Source organism: Ensifer adhaerens (assembly GCF_020035535.1).
Lineage (GTDB): Bacteria > Pseudomonadota > Alphaproteobacteria > Rhizobiales > Rhizobiaceae > Ensifer.
Window position 1 is genome coordinate 3034442 of record NZ_CP083350.1, and the last position, 18605, is coordinate 3053046.

The window sequence follows — 18605 nt, forward strand, 5'->3', positions numbered from 1 at the left end:
CCGACCCGATTGTCGCTTAAGTCTGGCGTAGCATCAAAGGAACGAGCGAGAAAAGCAATGACCGAACTGTTAGCAGTAGTCACCATCACGATCTTGGCCGTCATAAGCCCTGGGCCCGATTTCGCGATGGTGACGCGCAACAGCCTTCTCATATCCCGGCGGGCCGGCGTCTTGACGGCGCTCGGGATCGGCGCAGGCGTCTGCATCCATGCCGGCTATACCATTCTCGGTGTCGGGCTGATCATCCGGCAATCGATCATGCTTTTCAGCATTCTGAAGTTTGGCGGTGCGGCCTACCTGATCTGGCTCGGACTGAAGATGTTGCGGGCAAAGCCCACAGAGGGGCCGCAAGATGCCGCCGCCTCCGAGCTCTCCGATCTCGGCGCACTGCGCACCGGGTTCTTGACCAACGCGCTCAACCCGAAGACGACGGTCTTTATCGTCAGCCTTTTCATGCAGGTCGTCGAACCGACGACACCACTCTTGGTGCAGGTCGGCTATGGCGGCTTCATCGCGGCTGCACATGTCGTCTGGTTTGCTCTCGTGGCGCTGTTCTTCTCAACCGGTATGGTGCGCGTTCACCTGCTTCGACTGCGGCACTGGATCGACCGCACCTTCGGAGCCTTGTTGGTGGGATTCGGCGTTCTATTGGCAACGACGAGTGCGGTCAGACAATAGCCGCACCAAGCCGTCCGCTCAGGGCTATCGCGTCGAACGTCAGGCATTTGCTTGCCGACGACGCGAAAGCATGCAATATCCATACAATCATAAACGTCGGATATTGCACTGATGAACGACGAACGCTTGCAGATCTCGTGGCGTCCCACCATTCGCAAGGCAGATGGCCCCCTCTATCTCGCGATTGCGGACGCCATTGCCTCAGACATCGCCGACGGACGCCTTTTGGACGGCATGCGATTGCCGCCGCAACGCGTGCTCGCCGAGGCACTTGCGATCGATTTCACGACCGTCAGCCGCGCTTACAACGAAGCAAGACATCGCGGCCTCGTCGAGGGCCGCGTCGGCCAGGGCACCTACGTCAAGGTGCGGCGCTCGCGGATTGCTCGCCCCGCCACCAGCGGTATTGTCGACATGAGCATGAACCTGCCGCCGCTCTTCGACGATCCGGCGCTCGCCGGAAGACTCTGGGACGACATGACTGCACTCCAGGCCGAGCACGGGCTCGACCTTTTGATGCGCTACCAGGCTCCCGCCGGTACCCTACACAACAGAGCGGTTGGCGCTACCTGGCTAAGGCCGCGTCTGGGTGAGGTGCAAGTCGAACGCATGCTGGTCTGCCCCGGAGCGCAAGGCGCGCTACTCGCGGTACTCACCAGCCTGGCAAAGCCGGGCGACACCATATGCGGCGAAGCCATCGCCTACCCCGGCCTTCGCGCGCTCGCCGCCCATCTCGGCATTACGCTTCTGGGGGTAGCGATCGACGAAAAGGGACTGATTCCCGAATCATTTGACGAAGTTTGTTCAAGGCACGCTTTAAAGGCCCTCTACTGCAACCCGACGCTGCATAACCCAACGACATCCACGCTCTCGCTGGAGCGCCGTGAGGCGATCATCGGGATCGCTCGGCGACATAACGTACCGATCATTGAGGATGACGCCTATGGTGCCCTGCCCGTGGCGCCACCGCCGGCACTTGCCGCGCTGGCGCCGGAACTTGTCTACCACATCGGCGGCCTCGCGAAATGCCTTTCGCCGGCGCTGCGCGTTGCCTATCTCGTCGTTCCCGACAGCCGCAGCTCGGTCAGAATCGAAGGCGCCATCCGGGCGACCGCTGGCCTGGCTTCACCGCTGACAGCCGCAATCGCAAGCCGCTGGATCGAGGATGGAACGGCCGATTCTGTCCTCAGCGCGATCCGCACTGAAACGAGCGTGCGGCAACAGATCGCCGACCGCATCCTCCCAAAGGGCGCGGCCATATCGGACCCGCATGCCTTTCACCTTTGGCTGCAACTGCCGCAACCCTGGACGCGCGGTGAATTCAGCGGTCGACTGCAGGCCGCGGGCATCGCGGTTGTTCCAAGCGACGCCTTTGCGCTCAGGGCAGCCCCGGAGGCCGTGCGCCTGGGCCTTGGCGCGGCCGCGACCCAAGAAGACCTGCGCCGCAGCCTGTCGACTATCGCTGACCTCCTCGGCCAATCTCCCGCTGCATCGAGCCTCGTGGTTTGACGACGTGGATAGCTCCTGCGGGCGAAATTGTCGCAGCAATGTATGCATACAATAAATTGACAATGTATGCTTTCGGGCGCTTAATCGTCTGGAGCCTGAGGCGCTACCCAGGAATGGCCGGCCGCATACCAGGCAACATCGGCGCAACACCAGTGTGCGCAGGACGAGACGCCTGAAAGGAACGACGATGTCTTCGGATCACGAGTGGCCACCCATCCCGCCCATGCAGACCGGTCTGCGCGGCCGATGCCCGCGCTGCGGCCAGGGACACCTTTTCGAAGGGTTCTTGAAGATGCGCAAGGAATGCGAAGTCTGCGGTCTCGACTATTCTTTCGCGGACCCGGCGGACGGTCCGGCCTTCTTCGTCATCTGTTTCGCCTGTGTGCCAAGCGTGCTTCTCGGCGTCTGGCTTGAGGTTCAATACAGCGCTCCGCTCTGGGTGCACTTGCTGGTCACCGGCCCGTTCATGCTGCTGACATGTATTCCACCGCTCCGACCCTTGAAGGGATGGCTTGTCTCAAGCCAGTTCTTCTACAAGGCCGAGGAAGGCAAGGTCGTCAGGCGCGGCGTGGAGGCGCCGGTTGCGACAACACAGTAGCACTGCCCGGACCGCACCTCCCCGCGTGAACATCGGTCGCCGATGGTGCGGCGACCGTCGTCAGGGGGCATAGCGCCTGAATCAGGCGGCAGAGCCCGCCCGCGTCAGCCAAGAAGGTCGGTCACTTGTTCGAAAGAGGGCGGCACGGGTCGAGCGCAACCTTCGCCTTGGCATCCGCCTTACGGTCGCGCCAAGTCCACGGGCTGAACGTGTCCCAATCGGCCAACGGTAACTGCTTCGTCACCGCGTAGAGACAAACAGGTCTCCTCGGCGCGGTTGGTGAGGGGCGACTTGCACGGTTTTGTCCGCAAGTCCTGCCAGCGCGGGCTCCTCACTGTTCTACTTCGCATGGCAAATGTACCCGGACCCTGTTCGCAAGAATAGGCAATGGCCGTTACTGCCGTAGTGTCCTTTGCAGCGAAAGATGAAGATGTATTCGAAGAGCAAATGGCTGCCGCGGCCATGCGAGATCCACATCGATTCATGCCGAAATCTCCGATGCGGCCGTGCGGACTGGTCCACCTTGCCGCCCTGCGTCCTCAGAGAGTGTTCAACCACGGGCTTCATTTCATCAAACGGCGGCGGCTATCGAAACGCAGCAGGAGCGCCAGCGCTGCGGTTCCTTTGTCAGCCCCTTTCGTAAGCAGTGGATCTTGATCACAGCACCACTGATCGCGAAGAACCAATCGCGCCCAGAGTAGCCCCCCTAAAAAATGACTGCGCCGCCAACTGTTGATCGTTGACGGCGCTCTTCACCGGAAGCCTCTCTTCTCAAAGGCCGGAACTAGGTAAATCAGAGCAACTAATCCGTCAATGTGTAGTTTGTGAAGTTTTTATGAGAGATTTTTGTCAATATTGTTCGGTATAGCAACATCGTTCGGATTGATTACTATCTTGAATCGCTCGTTTTTATTTTAGAAAAACATGATAGTGTTTATTCTGTCACAGTATATATCAAAGAACTTCTGCGAAGATTCGAAGCAAAATTGTTACAAAACTGTCGTTTGGCGATGATAGCGGTGTCGCCGCTGCCCGCCGCGAGTCATCGTGGCCGGTTCATTTCGTCGCAGCGCGAGCGAGGTAGCCGATAATCTCTGGGGGACACCAGGGTCGGGCCTTGTTGACCTTGAAAACCATTAGAGAGATCGTCCGTATGAATATCAAAAGTCTTCTTCTCGGCTCCGCTGCCGCCCTCGCAGCAGTCTCCGGTGCCCAGGCAGCCGACGCAATCGTCGCAGCCGAGCCGGAGCCCATGGAATATGTTCGCGTTTGCGACGCTTTCGGCACCGGCTACTTCTACATCCCGGGCACCGAAACCTGCCTCAAGATCGGCGGCTTCCTCCGCTTCCAGACCTCCTTCGGTCCGGATGAAGTCAACGGTCGTCAGGGCTGGGGTACGGCTGGCACGTCTGACTGGGATGCCTTCTCGCGCGCCTACATCTCGTTCTCTGCCAAGAGCGACACCGAATATGGCACGCTCACGGGCTTCTTCGCCGCTGAGTTCAACGCTGACAACGACACCGACGCTGGCGACAGCCGCATCGACGTCGACGAAGCCTACATCCAGCTCGGCGGCCTGAAGGCCGGCTTCTTCTACAGCTGGTGGGACAAGGGCCTGAACGGCGAAACCGACTCGATCGGCAACGTCACCGAGTTCAACTCGATCGCCTACCTCTATGACGGTGGCTCGTTCCAGGCTGGTATCGCCGTTGACGAACTTGAGGGCTGGTCCACCAAGGCAAACGGCGTTGGCGTTGAAGGTATCGTTTCGGCCACGCTCGGCGGCGTTTCCATCGACCTGCTCGGCGGCTACGACACCGAATGGGAAGAAGGCGCGATCCGCGCGCTGCTCTCGGCCGACCTCGGCCCGGGCCAGCTGCAGGTTGCCGGCATCTGGGCTTCCAACCCGAACACCTATTGGCGCGCGTCGGAATGGAGCGTTGCAGCTTCGTACGCCTTCAAGGCCACCGACAAGCTGAAGATCACCCCCGGCGTTCAGTACTGGGATAGCCTGCGCACCGGCAACGACTTCAACAACGACCTCGACAAGTGGCGCGCGGGTGTAACGCTCGACTACGCGATCACCGAAGGTCTGGCGACCCGTATTTCGGTTCAGTACAACCAGGAAGACCTGACGGCCACGACCGACCGCGACTACGTCTCGGGCTTCGTCCGCCTGCAGCGCAACTTCTAATCCGACGCCATCCGATGAAAGAGCCCGCAACCTCGATCGAGGTTGCGGGCTTTCTTGTTGCCAACGATGGACGTCAGCCGCCGGATCAGGAGTTGGTCAATTGGCTGGCGTCGGCTCGCCCAGTGAAAGCATCAGACGGTTAGCCCAGTTGAAGAAGGCGGCGCCATGGATCACATCGGCGATTTCTAGTTCATCTAGTCCGGCCGCAGCCAGCCGAGCGACATGCTCTTCGCCGAAGGCGAGCGGCGTCGCAGTCAGTGCGACGGAAGCGGCAACAATGGCGTTCCAGCGTTCGCCAAGATCGGCGCCGACACCTTCATCCAGCAGCTTCTGCACGTCGTCGCCACGTTTCGAATGGTGAGACGCGAAGCGCGAATGGACGGAGGCGCAGAAGATGCAGCCGTTGGAGCGCGAGGCGGCCGTGGCCGCTAGCTCGCGCTCGGCCCGCGGCAAGCCCGTGCGGGTATTGTAGAAGATGTCCTTGTCCGTCTTCGTGCGGGCTTCCAGGACCTCCGGATCGCGCACCAGCAGACGAAAATAGGGAGACTTGGCACGCGCCGCCTCGACAAGCCCTTGGAGATGTCGCTCGGTCAGATCGTCCTCCGGCAAGGGCTGGAGCCACGGTGTCCAGCCGATCTCGGCCTGCGTGAAGGTCACCGGAGAATTTTCCACGCTGGGGATAATGGCAAGTTCAGTCATTGTCGCGGTTCCTTTCGGTGGCTTATGCGGCGGCGCGCTTCGATGCGGCGGAAAGCAGGCCGAGCCCGGCGATCACCCGGATCTGGAACGCGACAAACGATACGAGTTGCGACAGCGTGACGATGCCATCGGTCGTCCAGCCGGCATCGAGCAGCACCTGCAACGCTTGCGGGCTGGCCTCGCGCGGACGGAAAACCAGCAGATGTGCATGTTCAAACGCGGCTGAGAGCTTGCCGCCGAGCACGTCACGGTTTGCCTCCGAGACACGGTAGAGCAGACCTGCCTTGTTCTCGACCCTCAGTGGCCCCTCAGGGAAATTGCCATATGGCCCAACCGCTTGTCCTGCCCCAATTTCGGCTTTCAGTATCTCGACAAGCCAGCGGCCCGCAGCACCTTCCTCCAGCGGATTGACGTAGAATTCATAGATATCGGGCTGACGGTGCAGCCCGGCGACAAAGCCCGCGACCGCCTGCCGCTCCACCAGTGACACGTCGCCGACGGTCTTGGGCTGAAACAGCGCCAGGTAGCTTTGCTGTGCCTGTTCACGCGTCTCGGGTCGCTGAGCGCGAACGCGGTCGAGGTTCGATCCCGGCGTGATGCCGGCAAGCAGATCGATGATGTCTGGTGACGCTTGGGTCATGATAGGTCTCCTTTGGGGGGTTATCAGCTTCAGCCAACGGCGCCGAAGCGGCGCGCGTGGAACTTCTCTTGCGGCGCCCAGCCAAGCGCCGGCGCGACCTTGGTCGCGATCAACTCGATCGATCGCAGGATCAACGGATGCGGCGGATCGACGGAATGAACCTGGAACACAAGGTCGGTAACACGCTCGAGCGTCTCGTCGCTGCGGAGGCTTTCAATGACATCGTCCACCGATCCAACATGGACGTCGAATGCAGCAATCAGATCTGCAAGGGAGTTGCCGGCAACCTTGTGGCCGGCGGCGATCAGGCGTTCCGCGCCGCGGTTCAACCCAATCTCCGCCAGGCGCAGCGCTTCGGCCCGGCTATCGGCGACAAACAGGCTACGGGAACCGAGGATGCGGGGCGCACGACCGGGGGGAAGCGCGTGCAGATAGGCATCGATGATTGGGTTTTGCAGTTCCGCCAGCGAGGCGTTCGGGTTTTCCTGCGGTCGCGGTTGCGTGCGCGACAGCATCAAGCCGTCGCCGGCGCGACCGGCACGCTCACCCCCGGCGACCGAGAAGGTTGCCTGCCAGATGCGATCGAGCAGTTGCGGCGCTGCGGGATAGAGACGGTCGCCGCCAGCGAGCGCGCGGCCAGCCCAGGCATCAAGTACCGTTTGCAGATGTCGACCGAAGACTGCGCCACGTTCCGCACTTTCAAGACCAAAAGCTGTGAAGGATGAGGGCGTTCCACCGGTTCCAAAGCCGACCTCTAGCCGGCCGCCGGAAAGCAAATCGAGAACCGCTGCATCTTCCGCCACCCGGATCGGGTTTTCGAGTGGCAAGGTGATGACGCCTGTGCCTAGTCGGATGCGCGTGGTCTCTGCGGCCACGTGCGCGAGAAAGACCAGAGGCGCCGGCAAGCCACCCTCATCGGCATGGAAATGATGCTGTGCCACCCAGGCGGTATCGAAGCCGAAGCGTTCGGCCGTCACAATCTGCTCCTTGGCGTAGTAATAGCGGGTACCGGCGGGAACGTCGTCGAGCAGGCGGGTGAAAAAGCCGAGGCGCTTGCGTGGGGTCGTTTCTGTCATGGTCAGTCCTATCTGTGATGTCAGCGCATCAGGCCGCGGCCCGGCGCTTTTGCCCGGGAATGGCGTTGATCAGTTCGCGGGTGTAGTCGCTGCTGGGATGTTCGAAGACCTCAGAGACCGCACCACCATCGACGAGGCGCCCATCCTTCAGGACGGAGACGGTGTCGGACATCTGGCGCACGACGGCGAGGTCGTGAGACACGAAGAGGTAGGTCAGGCCGAGATCGCTCTGCAGCTCCTGAAGGAGCGCGAGAATGCGCGCCTGGACGCTTACGTCCAGAGCGGATACCGCCTCGTCCAGCACCACCACCTGAGGATCGAGCACAAGGGCCCTGGCGATGGCCACTCTCTGGCGCTGGCCACCGGAAAGCGCATGCGATCGTCGCGAAAACGCGTCTTCGGGCAAGCCGACGCGGGAGAGGATCGCCCTCGCCTTCTCTTCGCGATCCGCGCGCCTGAGCCGGCGGAAATTAAGCAGTGGTTCCGCCACGATCTGCAGGATGCTTTGGCGCGGGTCCAGCGATCCGTAGGGGTTCTGGTAGACGAGCTGGATCTTGCGTCGAAATTGCCGGAGGTCTTCGCCGGTAAGGCCAGAAAGATCGGTACCGTCAATCTCGATCCGTCCGGCAGTCGGCTTGTCAAAACCAACGATACTTCTGATGGTCGTCGTCTTTCCCGAGCCAGACTCGCCGACGATCGCGTGGGTCGATCCGCGACGGACACGAAAGCTCAGACCGTCGACCGCGCGAAACCGGCTCTTGCCCACGCCCGCAAATTCGCGAACAAGACCGTCGACGACGACAATATCGTCCTGAACGCCCGAACGGACTTTAGGTGGCCTGGACACCGGCGCGGCAAACGACGGTGCAGCGGCAAGCAGTTGTCGCGTGTAAGGACTGCGCGGTGCCGCCAGAACGACGCTCGCTGCGCCTTGTTCCTGAATTCGCCCGTTCTGAAGAACGACGATCCGGTCAGCGCGATCGGCGGCAACGCCCAGATCGTGGGTCACCAATAGGACGGCAGCGCCATACTCGGCTCGCAACTCATCGATCAGGTCGAGTATGCGTCTCTGCACGGTGACATCGAGCGCACTCGTCGGCTCATCGGCAATAATCAGTTGCGGCCTCAGGGCGATGGCAATCGCGATCAACACCCGCTGGCGCATGCCACCCGACAGTTCGTGCGGATATTGCCGCGCACGCAACGCGGGCTCGCTCAAGCCCACGCGGGAGAGGAGGGAAATAACCCGATCGTCGATCTCTTCAGGACGTAGCGCACCGTGGATCCGGAAGATTTCGCCGACTTGCGCGCCAATGGTCTTGACCGGATTGAGAGAGTTCCCCGGATCCTGCGGCACAAGACTGATCCTGGCGCCACGCACCGTTTCCAGTTGCCGGTCGGTCCAGCGGGCAATGTCGGTTCCGTTGAGCTTGATGGTACCGCGTTCTAGACGACCGTTCGCTGCAAGCAGTCCAATGATCGACTGCGCCGTGGTCGTCTTGCCGGAGCCCGATTCCCCAACCAGCGCAATAACCTCGCCGGGATTGATGCGGAACGAGACATCGTGAACGGCGCGACGAGCCGTGGACCCATCATCATAGGCGATGCACAAACCTTCGACTTCGAGAACGGGCGGTACCTGCTGAGGAATCACGGTCATGCTGCGGCCTTTCCAAAGGATTGGCTGATACGGTTGGCAGCCAGGACGACGAGAACGACTACGACGCCGGGCGCGGTTGTCAGCCACCAGGCCGTCGAGATGTAATTGCGACCTTCCGCGATCAGCAGACCCCATTCGGGTGTCGGTGGCGGCGCGCCATAGCCGAGAAATCCGAGTGTCGAGATTTGCAGCACTGCCGAGCCGAACTGCAGCGATGCGAAGGCGAGGACGGACGTGAGCGAGTTCGGAAGGATGTGCCGCCAGAGGACCGATACAAAGGTACCGCCGCTGCCAAATGCCGCCTCGACATAGTCGCTGCGCCTTACGCGAACGACTTCGGCCCGCGCCAATCGGGCGAAGCCCGCGACCGAGGTGACGCCGACGGCAATCGCCGCATTCACCGTGCCAAAGCCGAGAAGGATGATAATGCTGAGCGAAAGCAGCAACGGCGGGATCGACAGGAAGACGTCGACAAGCCGCATGATCGCGTCATCAAGCCGTCGGCGGACGGAACCGGCGATCACGCCGAGCCCGGTGCCGACAATCAGGCCGAGGCCAACGGCAACGAAGGCGCCCGTCAGCGAATGCACGGCACCATGGACGATGCGCGCGTAAAGGTCGCGCCCAAGAGCATCCGTCCCGAGCAGATGCTCTGCACTCGGCCGCTTCAACTGCGCCCCGCCCACACCCTCGAGCGGATTATAGGTAGTGAAGAGCGAGGGGGCGACCGCCCAAAGGAAAACCGTTGCCAGTATGAGCCAGGACAGGGCCAGCCCTGGAGGCACGCGGCGCAGCGCCAAGACCGTGCGAGAGCGTCGCCCATCTGACCTCCCCATAGCATCCGAAGCGATGTCATCGTCAAGCGTATCGAAAGTGGTCATGCGGCAGCTCCGACTTTTGTCCTGAGGCGCGGATCAAGCACTGGGTAGAGCAGATCCACGGCAAGGTTGATGATCACGAAGGCGAGCGCCGAGAGCACGACGATGGCCTGGAGGACAGCAGCGTCCTGGCTGCCGACGGCGCGCTCGGTAAGGCCACCGATGCCGTTGAGCCCGAAGACGGTTTCCGTCACTACGGCCCCGGCGATCAATTCACCGAAGAGCACGCCGGCAATGGTCAACGTCGGGAGGAGCGCGTTCTTTGCCACATGCCGCCAAAGAAGCCACTGGCGGTTCGCGCCCTTGGCGCGGGCGACGCCGACGAAAGGCCGCGTCATGACCTCGTCGATGTTGCGCACAAGCACCTGGGCGAGCGGCGCTGAAATCGGTACCGCGAGCGTGAACACGGGTAGGATCAACTCCTGCCAGGGTCCGGGATTGATGACCGGAACGAGCTTCAAGCGAAAGGAGAAGATCTGGATCAGCATGATCCCGAGCCAGAAGGTGGGGATCGAGATGAAGAGCGAAGGAACCGATTGCAGTGCACCGCGAAGCCAGGCGAAGGGCGTCAGGCTGGAGAGGAAGGCAATGAGGATTGCCAGCACGGAAGCAAGGAGAAAGCCAAGGGTGGCAAGTTTCAAGGTTGCCGGCAGATGCGCTGCAAGAAGGCGGCTGACGGGCACGCCCGCCTGAACGGAGTAGCCGAAATCGCTGGTCAGGAACTTGCCGATCGTCTGCACGTATTGAACGAGTATGGGGCTATCGGCGGCATAGGACGCACGGATCTCTGCGACCTGCTGGGCGCTCAGTCCGAGATCGGGATTTTGAAACTTGATGAGGATCGCGTCACCGGGCATCGCCTGCAGCAACACGAAGGAGATCGAGAATGCGGCCCACAGGACGAAAAGCGCCTGTCCGACGCGATTAAGCAAATAGGCGGACATGGATCCATTCCTCTGCATGCGAATTTCGGGGAGTGGCGGCCACCGCAGGCGCGGTGGCCGCGTGTCGATCAATGCTCGGCGAGCCAGGTGCTGTAGAAGCTCGGGCGCCCGACAGCCTCGAAGGCAACGCCCTGTACGTAAGGCGCACCGGCATAGGCCTGCGGTTCTTCGAAGATCGGGATCGCATAGGCCTGGTCCACGACGTAGTCCTGGATCTCACCGGCGATGGCGAGGCGCTTGGCACGATCCGCCTCGGAGGCCAGTGCGTCGAGCAAGCCGTTCAGCTTGTCATCGACGAAGCCCTGGACCTTGTCGCTGAGACCACCCTTCTGACGCAGCACGTCTCGGTTCTTCGGATAGTACTGGCTCTTGATCACATCGGGGTCGGCACGGCCGACCATCGCCGGCGAAACCGGTGTCTTCAGCGGATCGAGATCATCGACCGTCCTGCTGCCGCTATCCCCGGCAAGCACGTTGAGCTTCACGCCAACCTTGCCCCATTGCTGGGCGACGAGTTGCAGCGTCTCCTTGTTCTGCGGCTGCGGCAGGGATTCGTACGCGGTCAACACAAGTTCCTTGCCGTCCTTCTGGCGCAGACCGTTGGAACCGACGGACCAGCCCGCCTCATCAAGCAGCGCCTTTGCCTTTTCGGGATCGAAAGCGAGCTTTGCCGAGATATCCTTGTAGCCGAGCGCGGACGAGGCGATGATCGAGGTCGCCTGCGGATAGTTGGCAGAGAACAGCGTCGTGACGATTTCCTTGGCATCGGTTGCGTGCAGCAGCGCCTGGCGCACCTTTACGTCTGCCACGAGCGGATTGTCCGGGCGGAAAACGACACTATTGTTCACGCCGCGTGTCGATGGTGCGTAGATCTGGTAGTCCTGCGCCTCGACCTGCTTTTCATCATAGGCCTGGACCTGACGGATGAAATCCGCCTGCCCTGCGAGCAGCGCGCCGATGCGCACGCTGTCTTCACCGGTGATGATATAGGTGATGCCATCGAGATAGGCGCGGCCCTGATGCTCGAGTTTCGCCGGACCCCAAACGTAATCTTCGCGCGCCTTGAGCTGCAGCTCCTTGCCGATCGCTTCGCTCTCGACCACGAAGGGACCGGAGCCGATGATCTTGGTCGCATCGCCAAGTTCCTCGAAGGGTAGCGCGAGCGTGCTGGCGGCAACGAGCCCGGAGCCGATGACAGAGGTTCCTTGCAGGAAGCCCGGCGACGGACGCTTGAAATAGAACTTGACGGTCAGCGGGTCGAGGACCTCGCTGCGCTCATAGTTGTTGATGACTTCGGAAACCGGTTGCTTCAACGCTTTGTTGCCGAGACCAAAAACGTCGTAATTCTTGGCGACAGCTGCCGCGTCGAGAGGCGTGCCATCGGAAAAGGTGACGCCGGGGCGGATCTTGAACGTGTATTCGGTCGCATCCGCGTTGATCGTCCAGGACTCGGCGATCCATGGCTCGATCTCCAGCGTTTTCGGATTTTGATAGGTCAGCTTGTCGGTGATCTGATTGAGGATCCCGCCGTTCGGATAGAAGCCGCCTGCCGGGGGATAGAGATTGGTGTGAGCCTGCTGCTCCAGATAGATCAGCGTCCCGCCTTTTACCGGCTCCGAACCTTCGGCGCGGGCACTAACGTGGGTCAGGCCAGTGGCTGCGAGCGTCGCGAGGGTGAACGCAAGCCGTTTCAGTTTCATCGTCATGAGAGCCTTCCTTCGAAAATCAGAAGGCTATGGTACGACTGTCGTCGCAGTTATCAATTAAATCTAGTAAATTAATATGCTATATGTTTCGACCCAGCAGAAAGAAGCATCTAGCGCACTGCCGCCAGCGAGTTAATTGTCCCTCCTTGTGTTTTTCCCACCAAATTTGACGGACCCAAACCCACGCACGTGTGGAAAGAAACGCGCTGATAACCACCGCCACATACCCGACATGCACACGTGCTTGATTGCGCGCGGCAATGACGACATTGTTGTCATCCGTTGAAAAGTCTTGGCAATTTCTCTGAACCTCCCAAGGATCGTAAGCATCATGGAAAGCAACAAAGTCCTCGTCGTCGGCGGTGCCGGCTACATCGGCTCGCATACGTGTCTCGAACTCGCCAACAAGGGTTTCGAGCCTGTCGTCTACGACAACCTTTCGAACGGCCACGAGGAATTCGTCAAATGGGGCGTGCTCGAAAAGGGTGATATCCGCGACCGCCAACGGCTCGACGAAGTGCTCGCCCGCCACAAGCCGCGCGCCATCCTGCACTTCGCCGCGATGATTGAGGTCGGTGAATCGGTCAAGGATCCGGTATCCTTCTACGACAACAACGTCATCGGCACCCTGACGCTTCTTTCTGCCGCGCTCGCCGCAGGCGTCGAGGCCTTCGTCTTCTCATCGACCTGCGCCACCTATGGCCTGCCGGAAAGCGTGCCGATCGACGAAGCGCACCGTCAGGCGCCGATCAACCCCTACGGCCGGACGAAATGGGTGTGCGAGCAAGCGCTGAAGGACTATGGCCAGTACAAGGGCCTTCGGTCTGTGATCCTTCGCTACTTCAACGCCGCAGGCGCCGATCCGGAGGGCCGCATCGGCGAATGGCACGAGCCTGAAACGCACGCGATCCCGCTTGCCATCGACGCTGCACTTGGCCGCCGCCAGAGCTTCAAGATCTTCGGTACGGACTACGATACCCGCGACGGAACCTGCGTTCGCGACTACATCCACGTCCTTGATCTGGCCGATGCGCACGTGCGCGCCGTCGAATACCTGCTGGCGGGCGGCGACAGCGTCGAGCTCAATCTCGGTACCGGTACGGGCACGACCGTCAAGGAGCTCTTGACGGCGATCGCCGATGTCTCCGGCCGCGAGTTCAATGTCGATCTGGTCGAGCGCCGCGAAGGCGATTCCACGACCCTGGTCGCCAACAACGACAAGGCGCGCGACATTCTCGGCTGGGTTCCGCAATACGACCTGGCGGACATCACCCGCACCGCCTGGAACTGGCATTCGCGCCGCAACCAGGGCGCCTGACAATCTGCTGATAGCTGATTGGTGCGGCGTTTCAGGCGCCGCACCAAAAGATTTAAGCTGCCTGCTGCAATGGCTTAGGCGTCATCCGCGGGCGCAGACGCCGCGTCAATGGCTTTTCGAGTAGGACGTAGGCCGCGACGCCCAATGCCGTCCTGGACAAGACGGCCAGAAATGCCGACAGCGCTAAATCCAAACCTGCCCTGGCGCATACCTTCACCACGACCGATATGGCGAAGGTGTGCCAGAGATAGATGGAATAGGACGCATCGCCGAGGAGCGTCGGCAACCTACGAGGGCGAAACCAGCCCCGGCTTTCGAGCGCCAGGGTGCCGACGACAAGCAGGACGGCCAAAGGCCCAAGCACGAATTCGTCGAAAGGCAGACGAAACACGGCGAGCGCCGCAAAACCTGAGACCCCTATCGCGACGAGCGCCAGGCCGGCATTGCCGCCCTGCACCCTGTCCCGCAGCCACAGTTCGGCAATGATCATGCCGGCCACGAATTCAAGAATGATCGGCCGGGTATAGGTCGAAAACAGCGCATTATCGGTGTCGATGGCAAAGCCCAAGCCCACCAGCAGCACGAAACAGGTGCTGATCGCCAACAATCGTCGCGATCGCGGCAGCAACAACGTCAAAGCGAAGACGGCATAGAAGAACATCTCATAGTTCAATGTCCAGCCCTGGACGAGAACCGGCCAGACCTCCCCGGTGCTCGGAGATGCTATCGGTACGAACAATAGCGATGCCACGACGTGCGTTGGGCTGAGGACGAGATTGGGAAAGAGCCCGGCAAGGCCGCCAACGACCATCACTGCGGTTGCCAGCCAATAAACCGGCGCGATCCTTTGAACGCGGTCACGCAAAAAAGAGAACGGCGACATCGGCCGGCGCTCGCTGATCACCCACATGATGAAACCGCTGATGACAAAGAATATGTCGACGCCGGCTGCGCCGATCGCGAAATGATGGCCAGTGCGCTCGGCCGCATGAAAAACGACCACGCCCAGCGCCGCAACAGCGCGCAGGTACTGGATCCCGTAGATTGTGCTCATCGAGCCCCCGCTGGTCCGATCCATCAATACCTCAGCTGTGCCCCGCCCTGCGGCACGATCCGCGCCCTTTGGATCTCAGCCGAGCGCGCGTTCGGGCGGATTTGCGGCAAGGTCAGCTTGCCGGCGGCGAAATAGAGCAGGAACGAACCGACGTGGTAGGGGTTCATGATGTCGATCTCCACGAAAGACCGCACCAGCAGCAACATCGTGATGCCAAAGAGGACCGAGGACTGGATATCGTGATCCTCCGTGAGGAGGCGCTTGATGTGACCGAGAACGGTGGTCAGCAGGATGCCCGAGAGCAAAACGAGCCCGATAACGCCTGTTTCGACGATTGCCTCGATGTAGGTGTTGTGGAAATGGAACCCCGAGCGCGTCGAAATGTAGAACTCTTCCCAGAGGCGCTCAGCCTCCGAGAAGCCCTGAACCCAATAGGCCTGATAGCCCACACCCACCATTGGCGAGGCCATGGCCGCCTCAATACCCTGCTGCCACAGATAGGTGCGCCCAGTCAGCGTCGAATCCTTGCCGAAAAGGCCAAGCACCAGATCGACGCCGCCGCCATAGACGCCGGCGACTGCGACCAGCGCACCGCAGATGACGGCGGCCAGGAACAGCCCCTTTCGGTGGCCGGGAGAGAGCATTCCGACGACGCGCATGCCAAGCCACAGCCCGATGATCACCGCCGTGGTCAATACGGAAGTGGCCGATTGCGACGCCAGCAGCGAATAGGCCGCAAGCAGCCCGACCGCGCCGGACGCCAGCAGCCAGGTACGTCGCTCGCCTAATGCCACAGGCGCAATGAAGGCGAAATAGATGCCCAGCGAAGCGTAGAAACCGAGCTGGTTTTTCGACGAGAAAGCGCCGACGAAGCTGTAGGTGCCGTCAAGCGGATCGAGATGGTAGACGCCGAAAAGCAGGGAATAGACAAGCACGATCCCGATCCCTGCGATCGCACCGCGCGTCAGCGTTCTGATGTCGATCAGACGCATGGCGATCAGCGCGCACACCACATGCGACAGATACTGGATGCCTGTGCGTGCCGTCATCGAAGGCGCCTCCGACCAGAAGACTGACAGGCAGGAAAAGACTGCAAAGCCCAGGATCCAAAGACGCCTGCCGTAGTTGCCGAGCACGCGACGGTAGTCGACAAGGACGAGGGGCAGCCAAAGGGCGTAATAGAGCAGGATCGATGCCTGCCCGAAACGCGAGGAATAGGCAAAGACGAAGAACGACAGCGCGATCGCAACGGTGCCATAGGAACCATTGCTGTCAGGCGATATCAAGCTCGACTTCGCAATCCTCACGGTCGGTCCTACTGTGTCGCGAGGTTCGCTTGAACCTTGATCACGTCACCCGGCAACACTGGCGTGTTTTCGTCGGCAGCGATCTCGGCCGGCTTGCCGTCACGCTCGCGGATGATCGAATAGGCGATGACGGCATCTTTCGTATTGTCCTTCGACTGAGCCGCTTCTGCCGATTGCAGCAGGGCTTCCGCCATGAGGTCGCGGCTGGTGCCGAGCTTGATCTGCAGCGTGTCGAGTTCTGCCTCGGTGTTCTGGAGATCCTGCGCCAATTGCGCGTCCCAATCGTTGCGAAGGTTGGTCTCGTCCTGCGCCGCCTTGCTGACATCCTGCTTTGCCTTCAGCGAAGCCGTGTCGATGTCGAGCAAAGCAGACTGCAGCTCGGCCACCCGTTGTTCCAGCGACAACTTGCGCTGGCTGAGCGCCAGCCCCTTTTCGGCCAGGCTCTCCACCTTCTCGCGATCTTCAGCAGCCAGCTCCATCTGACGCTTCTGCGTATCCGACTTCTTTGCCAGCGACTGGATTTCGCTTTCCAGCAATGCCTTCAAGTCGGCGAGCGACTTCAATTGCAGCTTCTGCTTCCTGTCGCGGGAGTTCATCAAAGCCGTCTCGTTTGCAAGAAGCTTGTCGATACCCGGTACGCCCTGCAGGTCCTTCGGCAACTCGATGCCCTGCTTGTCCGCAATCTCGGCCTGAAGCCTGGCGCGCCGGATCAGCAGCCTGTTGCGTTCAGCCGATTGCACGCTCGAATCGCCATGGGCGTTGATGTAGTCGCGGGCGAAACGCTGGCCGCTGTCAGATCGACGCAGTCCGCCGCCAAGGCTGATGGCCTTCAGTACCGTCAGATTGGGTGCGAATGGATACTCGCCAGGCTTTTCGACCTCGCCGGAAAGATAAAGCGGGCGATATTGTGCGAGTTCGACGGAGGCGGACGGGCGATCACGCAGACCGAACAGGGTCTGCATTTTCTCGCCGATCGCCTCCCCGACCTCTGTGGTCGTCTTGCCGGCCGCCGGCAGATCGCCGATGAACGGCAACGATACGGCGCCGGACGGTCCGACCGTGTACTCCCCGGTGACAACCGACCAGTCGCGTACCGCACCTTCGGCGGTCTGCCACTCGGCGACGCGAATCTTGAGCTTGTCCATGGTGCCAAGCTGATAGTCCTCGGCGCCGGCTTGAGCGGCGCCGAGGACCACTGCGGCTACCAGGACCGTGTGGTGAAGGAAACGAGACACCTTGCGGGAAATCCGGGATTTCCCTGACGGAGCGTGTTTTTTCATAGGGGCTTCCGTTAAAAACGCCGATCCCGCGATCGACCTTTTGGTCGCGCGGGCGCAAAGGCGTGGATCGTCAGTAGCTGCCGCGCGAGAAGCAAACGGCTGGAATGGTCTTCACGACGATGGAGAAGTCGCTCAGCATGGACCAGTTCTGGACATAATGGGTATCGAACGCGACGCGAGCCGCGTAGGAAACGTCGTTACGTCCGCTGATCTGCCAAAGGCCGGTGAGACCGGGGCGCGATTGCAGGTAGTATACGGCGGCCTGGTCGTAGAGCTCCAGCTCGTCCTGCACCACCGGCCGCGGGCCGACGATGCTCATTTCACCGCGCACGATGTTGATGAGCTGCGGCAGCTCGTCGAGGCTCAGCTTTCGCAAGACGCTGCCGACAACGGTGACCCTGGGGTCATCCTGCAGCTTGCGCGATGCGCGCCACTCCTCATAGGCGGTGGGATTGTTTTTGAGATACTCCTGCAAGATCCGGTCACCATCCGCCCGCATGGTGCGGAACTTCAGACAACGGAACGACTTCCCGTTGTGACCGATACGGCGATGGCCATAGAAAATGCTGCCACCGTCAGAGAACTTGACGAGCGCAACCAGCATCAAGAAGAGCGGGCTCAAAAAGACGAGCGCCAGTGAAGCGGCAAAGATGTCGAAGCCACGCTTGGCAACACCACCCACAGGCGGGAGCGCCGCAGTCTCTGCGGCACTGAAAAACGGCGGATTTGCCGATCGAGTCGCAGACTTCATAGAGATAACTCCATTTACGTTGGCGAATGGTCGGTCCCTCGAAAGGGCGCACTCCTATTCAAGAAAGAGTGTGTGGTGAGAATTTGTCTTTTGAGGGCGAAATAATGGCGGGTGCCCAAACGGCACCCCAATCACGAATATCACTGATTTCGAATATGTAATATTTCCATCCTGGCACCCGTTATATTATCAGGCGGCGAAGTCTTACGTACGGAACTTTCGTGTATTGTATTGGCGGCGTGCAATGGCGTCGCCGTAAAGCCAATATATCTTGGTATCTGTTATGTTTGCCTTGACCTGCAAGAGCCGGGTT

Annotated in this window: 16 protein-coding genes; 5 read left to right on the forward strand and 11 right to left on the reverse strand. The window is 60.8% G+C overall.

Features of this window, described 5'->3' with window-relative positions:
* The first annotated feature begins 57 nt into the window (after positions 1-57).
* From LAC81_RS33855 to LAC81_RS33870, 4 genes are all read left to right on the forward strand, one after another.
* Complete coding sequence (locus LAC81_RS33855) at positions 58-678, forward strand: LysE family transporter (RefSeq protein WP_223728947.1); 621 nt, start codon at positions 58-60, stop codon at positions 676-678.
* A gap of 111 nt (positions 679-789) precedes the next feature.
* Positions 790-2187, forward strand: a complete 1398-nt coding sequence (locus LAC81_RS33860; RefSeq protein ID WP_223728948.1) for a PLP-dependent aminotransferase family protein — start codon at positions 790-792, stop codon at positions 2185-2187.
* A gap of 187 nt (positions 2188-2374) precedes the next feature.
* Complete coding sequence (locus tag LAC81_RS33865) at positions 2375-2785, forward strand: DUF983 domain-containing protein (protein WP_223728949.1); 411 nt, start codon at positions 2375-2377, stop codon at positions 2783-2785.
* A 1153-nt stretch (positions 2786-3938) separates the two neighbouring features.
* Positions 3939-4979, forward strand: coding sequence for a porin (locus LAC81_RS33870; protein WP_223728950.1), 1041 nt, complete (start codon positions 3939-3941; stop codon positions 4977-4979).
* A gap of 96 nt (positions 4980-5075) precedes the next feature.
* Here LAC81_RS33870 and LAC81_RS33875 read toward each other — a convergent pair whose 3' ends face one another.
* The 7 genes from LAC81_RS33875 to LAC81_RS33905 form a co-directional block, all read right to left on the reverse strand.
* Positions 5076-5678: an alkylhydroperoxidase domain protein gene (locus tag LAC81_RS33875; protein ID WP_223728951.1), complete on the reverse strand. Its 603-nt coding sequence runs from the start codon at positions 5676-5678 to the stop codon at positions 5076-5078.
* Between the two features lie 22 nt (positions 5679-5700).
* Positions 5701-6318: a CMD domain protein gene (locus LAC81_RS33880; protein ID WP_223728952.1), complete on the reverse strand. Its 618-nt coding sequence runs from the start codon at positions 6316-6318 to the stop codon at positions 5701-5703.
* A gap of 29 nt (positions 6319-6347) precedes the next feature.
* On the reverse strand, positions 6348-7394 hold the full coding sequence (locus tag LAC81_RS33885; RefSeq protein ID WP_223728953.1) for a putative FMN-dependent luciferase-like monooxygenase: 1047 nt from the start codon (positions 7392-7394) through the stop codon (positions 6348-6350).
* A 28-nt stretch (positions 7395-7422) separates the two neighbouring features.
* Positions 7423-9054 carry a dipeptide ABC transporter ATP-binding protein gene (locus LAC81_RS33890; protein WP_223728954.1) on the reverse strand — a complete coding sequence of 544 codons (1632 nt, stop codon included), beginning with the start codon at positions 9052-9054 and terminating at the stop codon, positions 7423-7425.
* The gene (locus tag LAC81_RS33895; RefSeq protein ID WP_223730402.1) at positions 9051-9890 is read right to left on the reverse strand and encodes an ABC transporter permease; all 840 of its coding nucleotides are present in this window, start codon (positions 9888-9890) and stop codon (positions 9051-9053) included. Before LAC81_RS33895 ends, LAC81_RS33890 begins: the two co-directional genes overlap by 4 nt.
* A gap of 41 nt (positions 9891-9931) precedes the next feature.
* Positions 9932-10876, reverse strand: a complete 945-nt coding sequence (locus LAC81_RS33900) for an ABC transporter permease (RefSeq protein WP_223728955.1) — start codon at positions 10874-10876, stop codon at positions 9932-9934.
* A gap of 68 nt (positions 10877-10944) precedes the next feature.
* The gene (locus tag LAC81_RS33905; protein WP_223728956.1) at positions 10945-12582 is read right to left on the reverse strand and encodes a TIGR04028 family ABC transporter substrate-binding protein; all 1638 of its coding nucleotides are present in this window, start codon (positions 12580-12582) and stop codon (positions 10945-10947) included.
* A 331-nt stretch (positions 12583-12913) separates the two neighbouring features.
* Between LAC81_RS33905 and galE the strand changes: the two genes are divergently transcribed.
* A complete protein-coding gene (gene galE, locus LAC81_RS33910) occupies positions 12914-13900 on the forward strand; it encodes a UDP-glucose 4-epimerase GalE (protein WP_223728957.1) in 987 nt (328 codons plus the stop codon).
* A gap of 52 nt (positions 13901-13952) precedes the next feature.
* Here galE and LAC81_RS33915 read toward each other — a convergent pair whose 3' ends face one another.
* The 4 genes from LAC81_RS33915 to LAC81_RS33930 form a co-directional block, all read right to left on the reverse strand.
* Positions 13953-14954 (reverse strand): acyltransferase family protein, encoded by a 1002-nt coding sequence (locus LAC81_RS33915; RefSeq protein WP_223728958.1) that lies wholly within the window; start codon positions 14952-14954, stop codon positions 13953-13955.
* 23 nt (positions 14955-14977) lie between these two features.
* Positions 14978-16261: an O-antigen ligase family protein gene (locus LAC81_RS33920; protein WP_223728959.1), complete on the reverse strand. Its 1284-nt coding sequence runs from the start codon at positions 16259-16261 to the stop codon at positions 14978-14980.
* Positions 16262-16269: 8 nt separating this feature from the next.
* Positions 16270-17541 carry a polysaccharide biosynthesis/export family protein gene (locus LAC81_RS33925; RefSeq protein WP_223728960.1) on the reverse strand — a complete coding sequence of 424 codons (1272 nt, stop codon included), beginning with the start codon at positions 17539-17541 and terminating at the stop codon, positions 16270-16272.
* 70 nt (positions 17542-17611) lie between these two features.
* Entirely contained in the window at positions 17612-18292 is a 681-nt protein-coding gene (locus tag LAC81_RS33930; protein WP_223728961.1) for a sugar transferase, read from the reverse strand.
* Between the last annotated feature and the right edge of the window lie 313 nt (positions 18293-18605).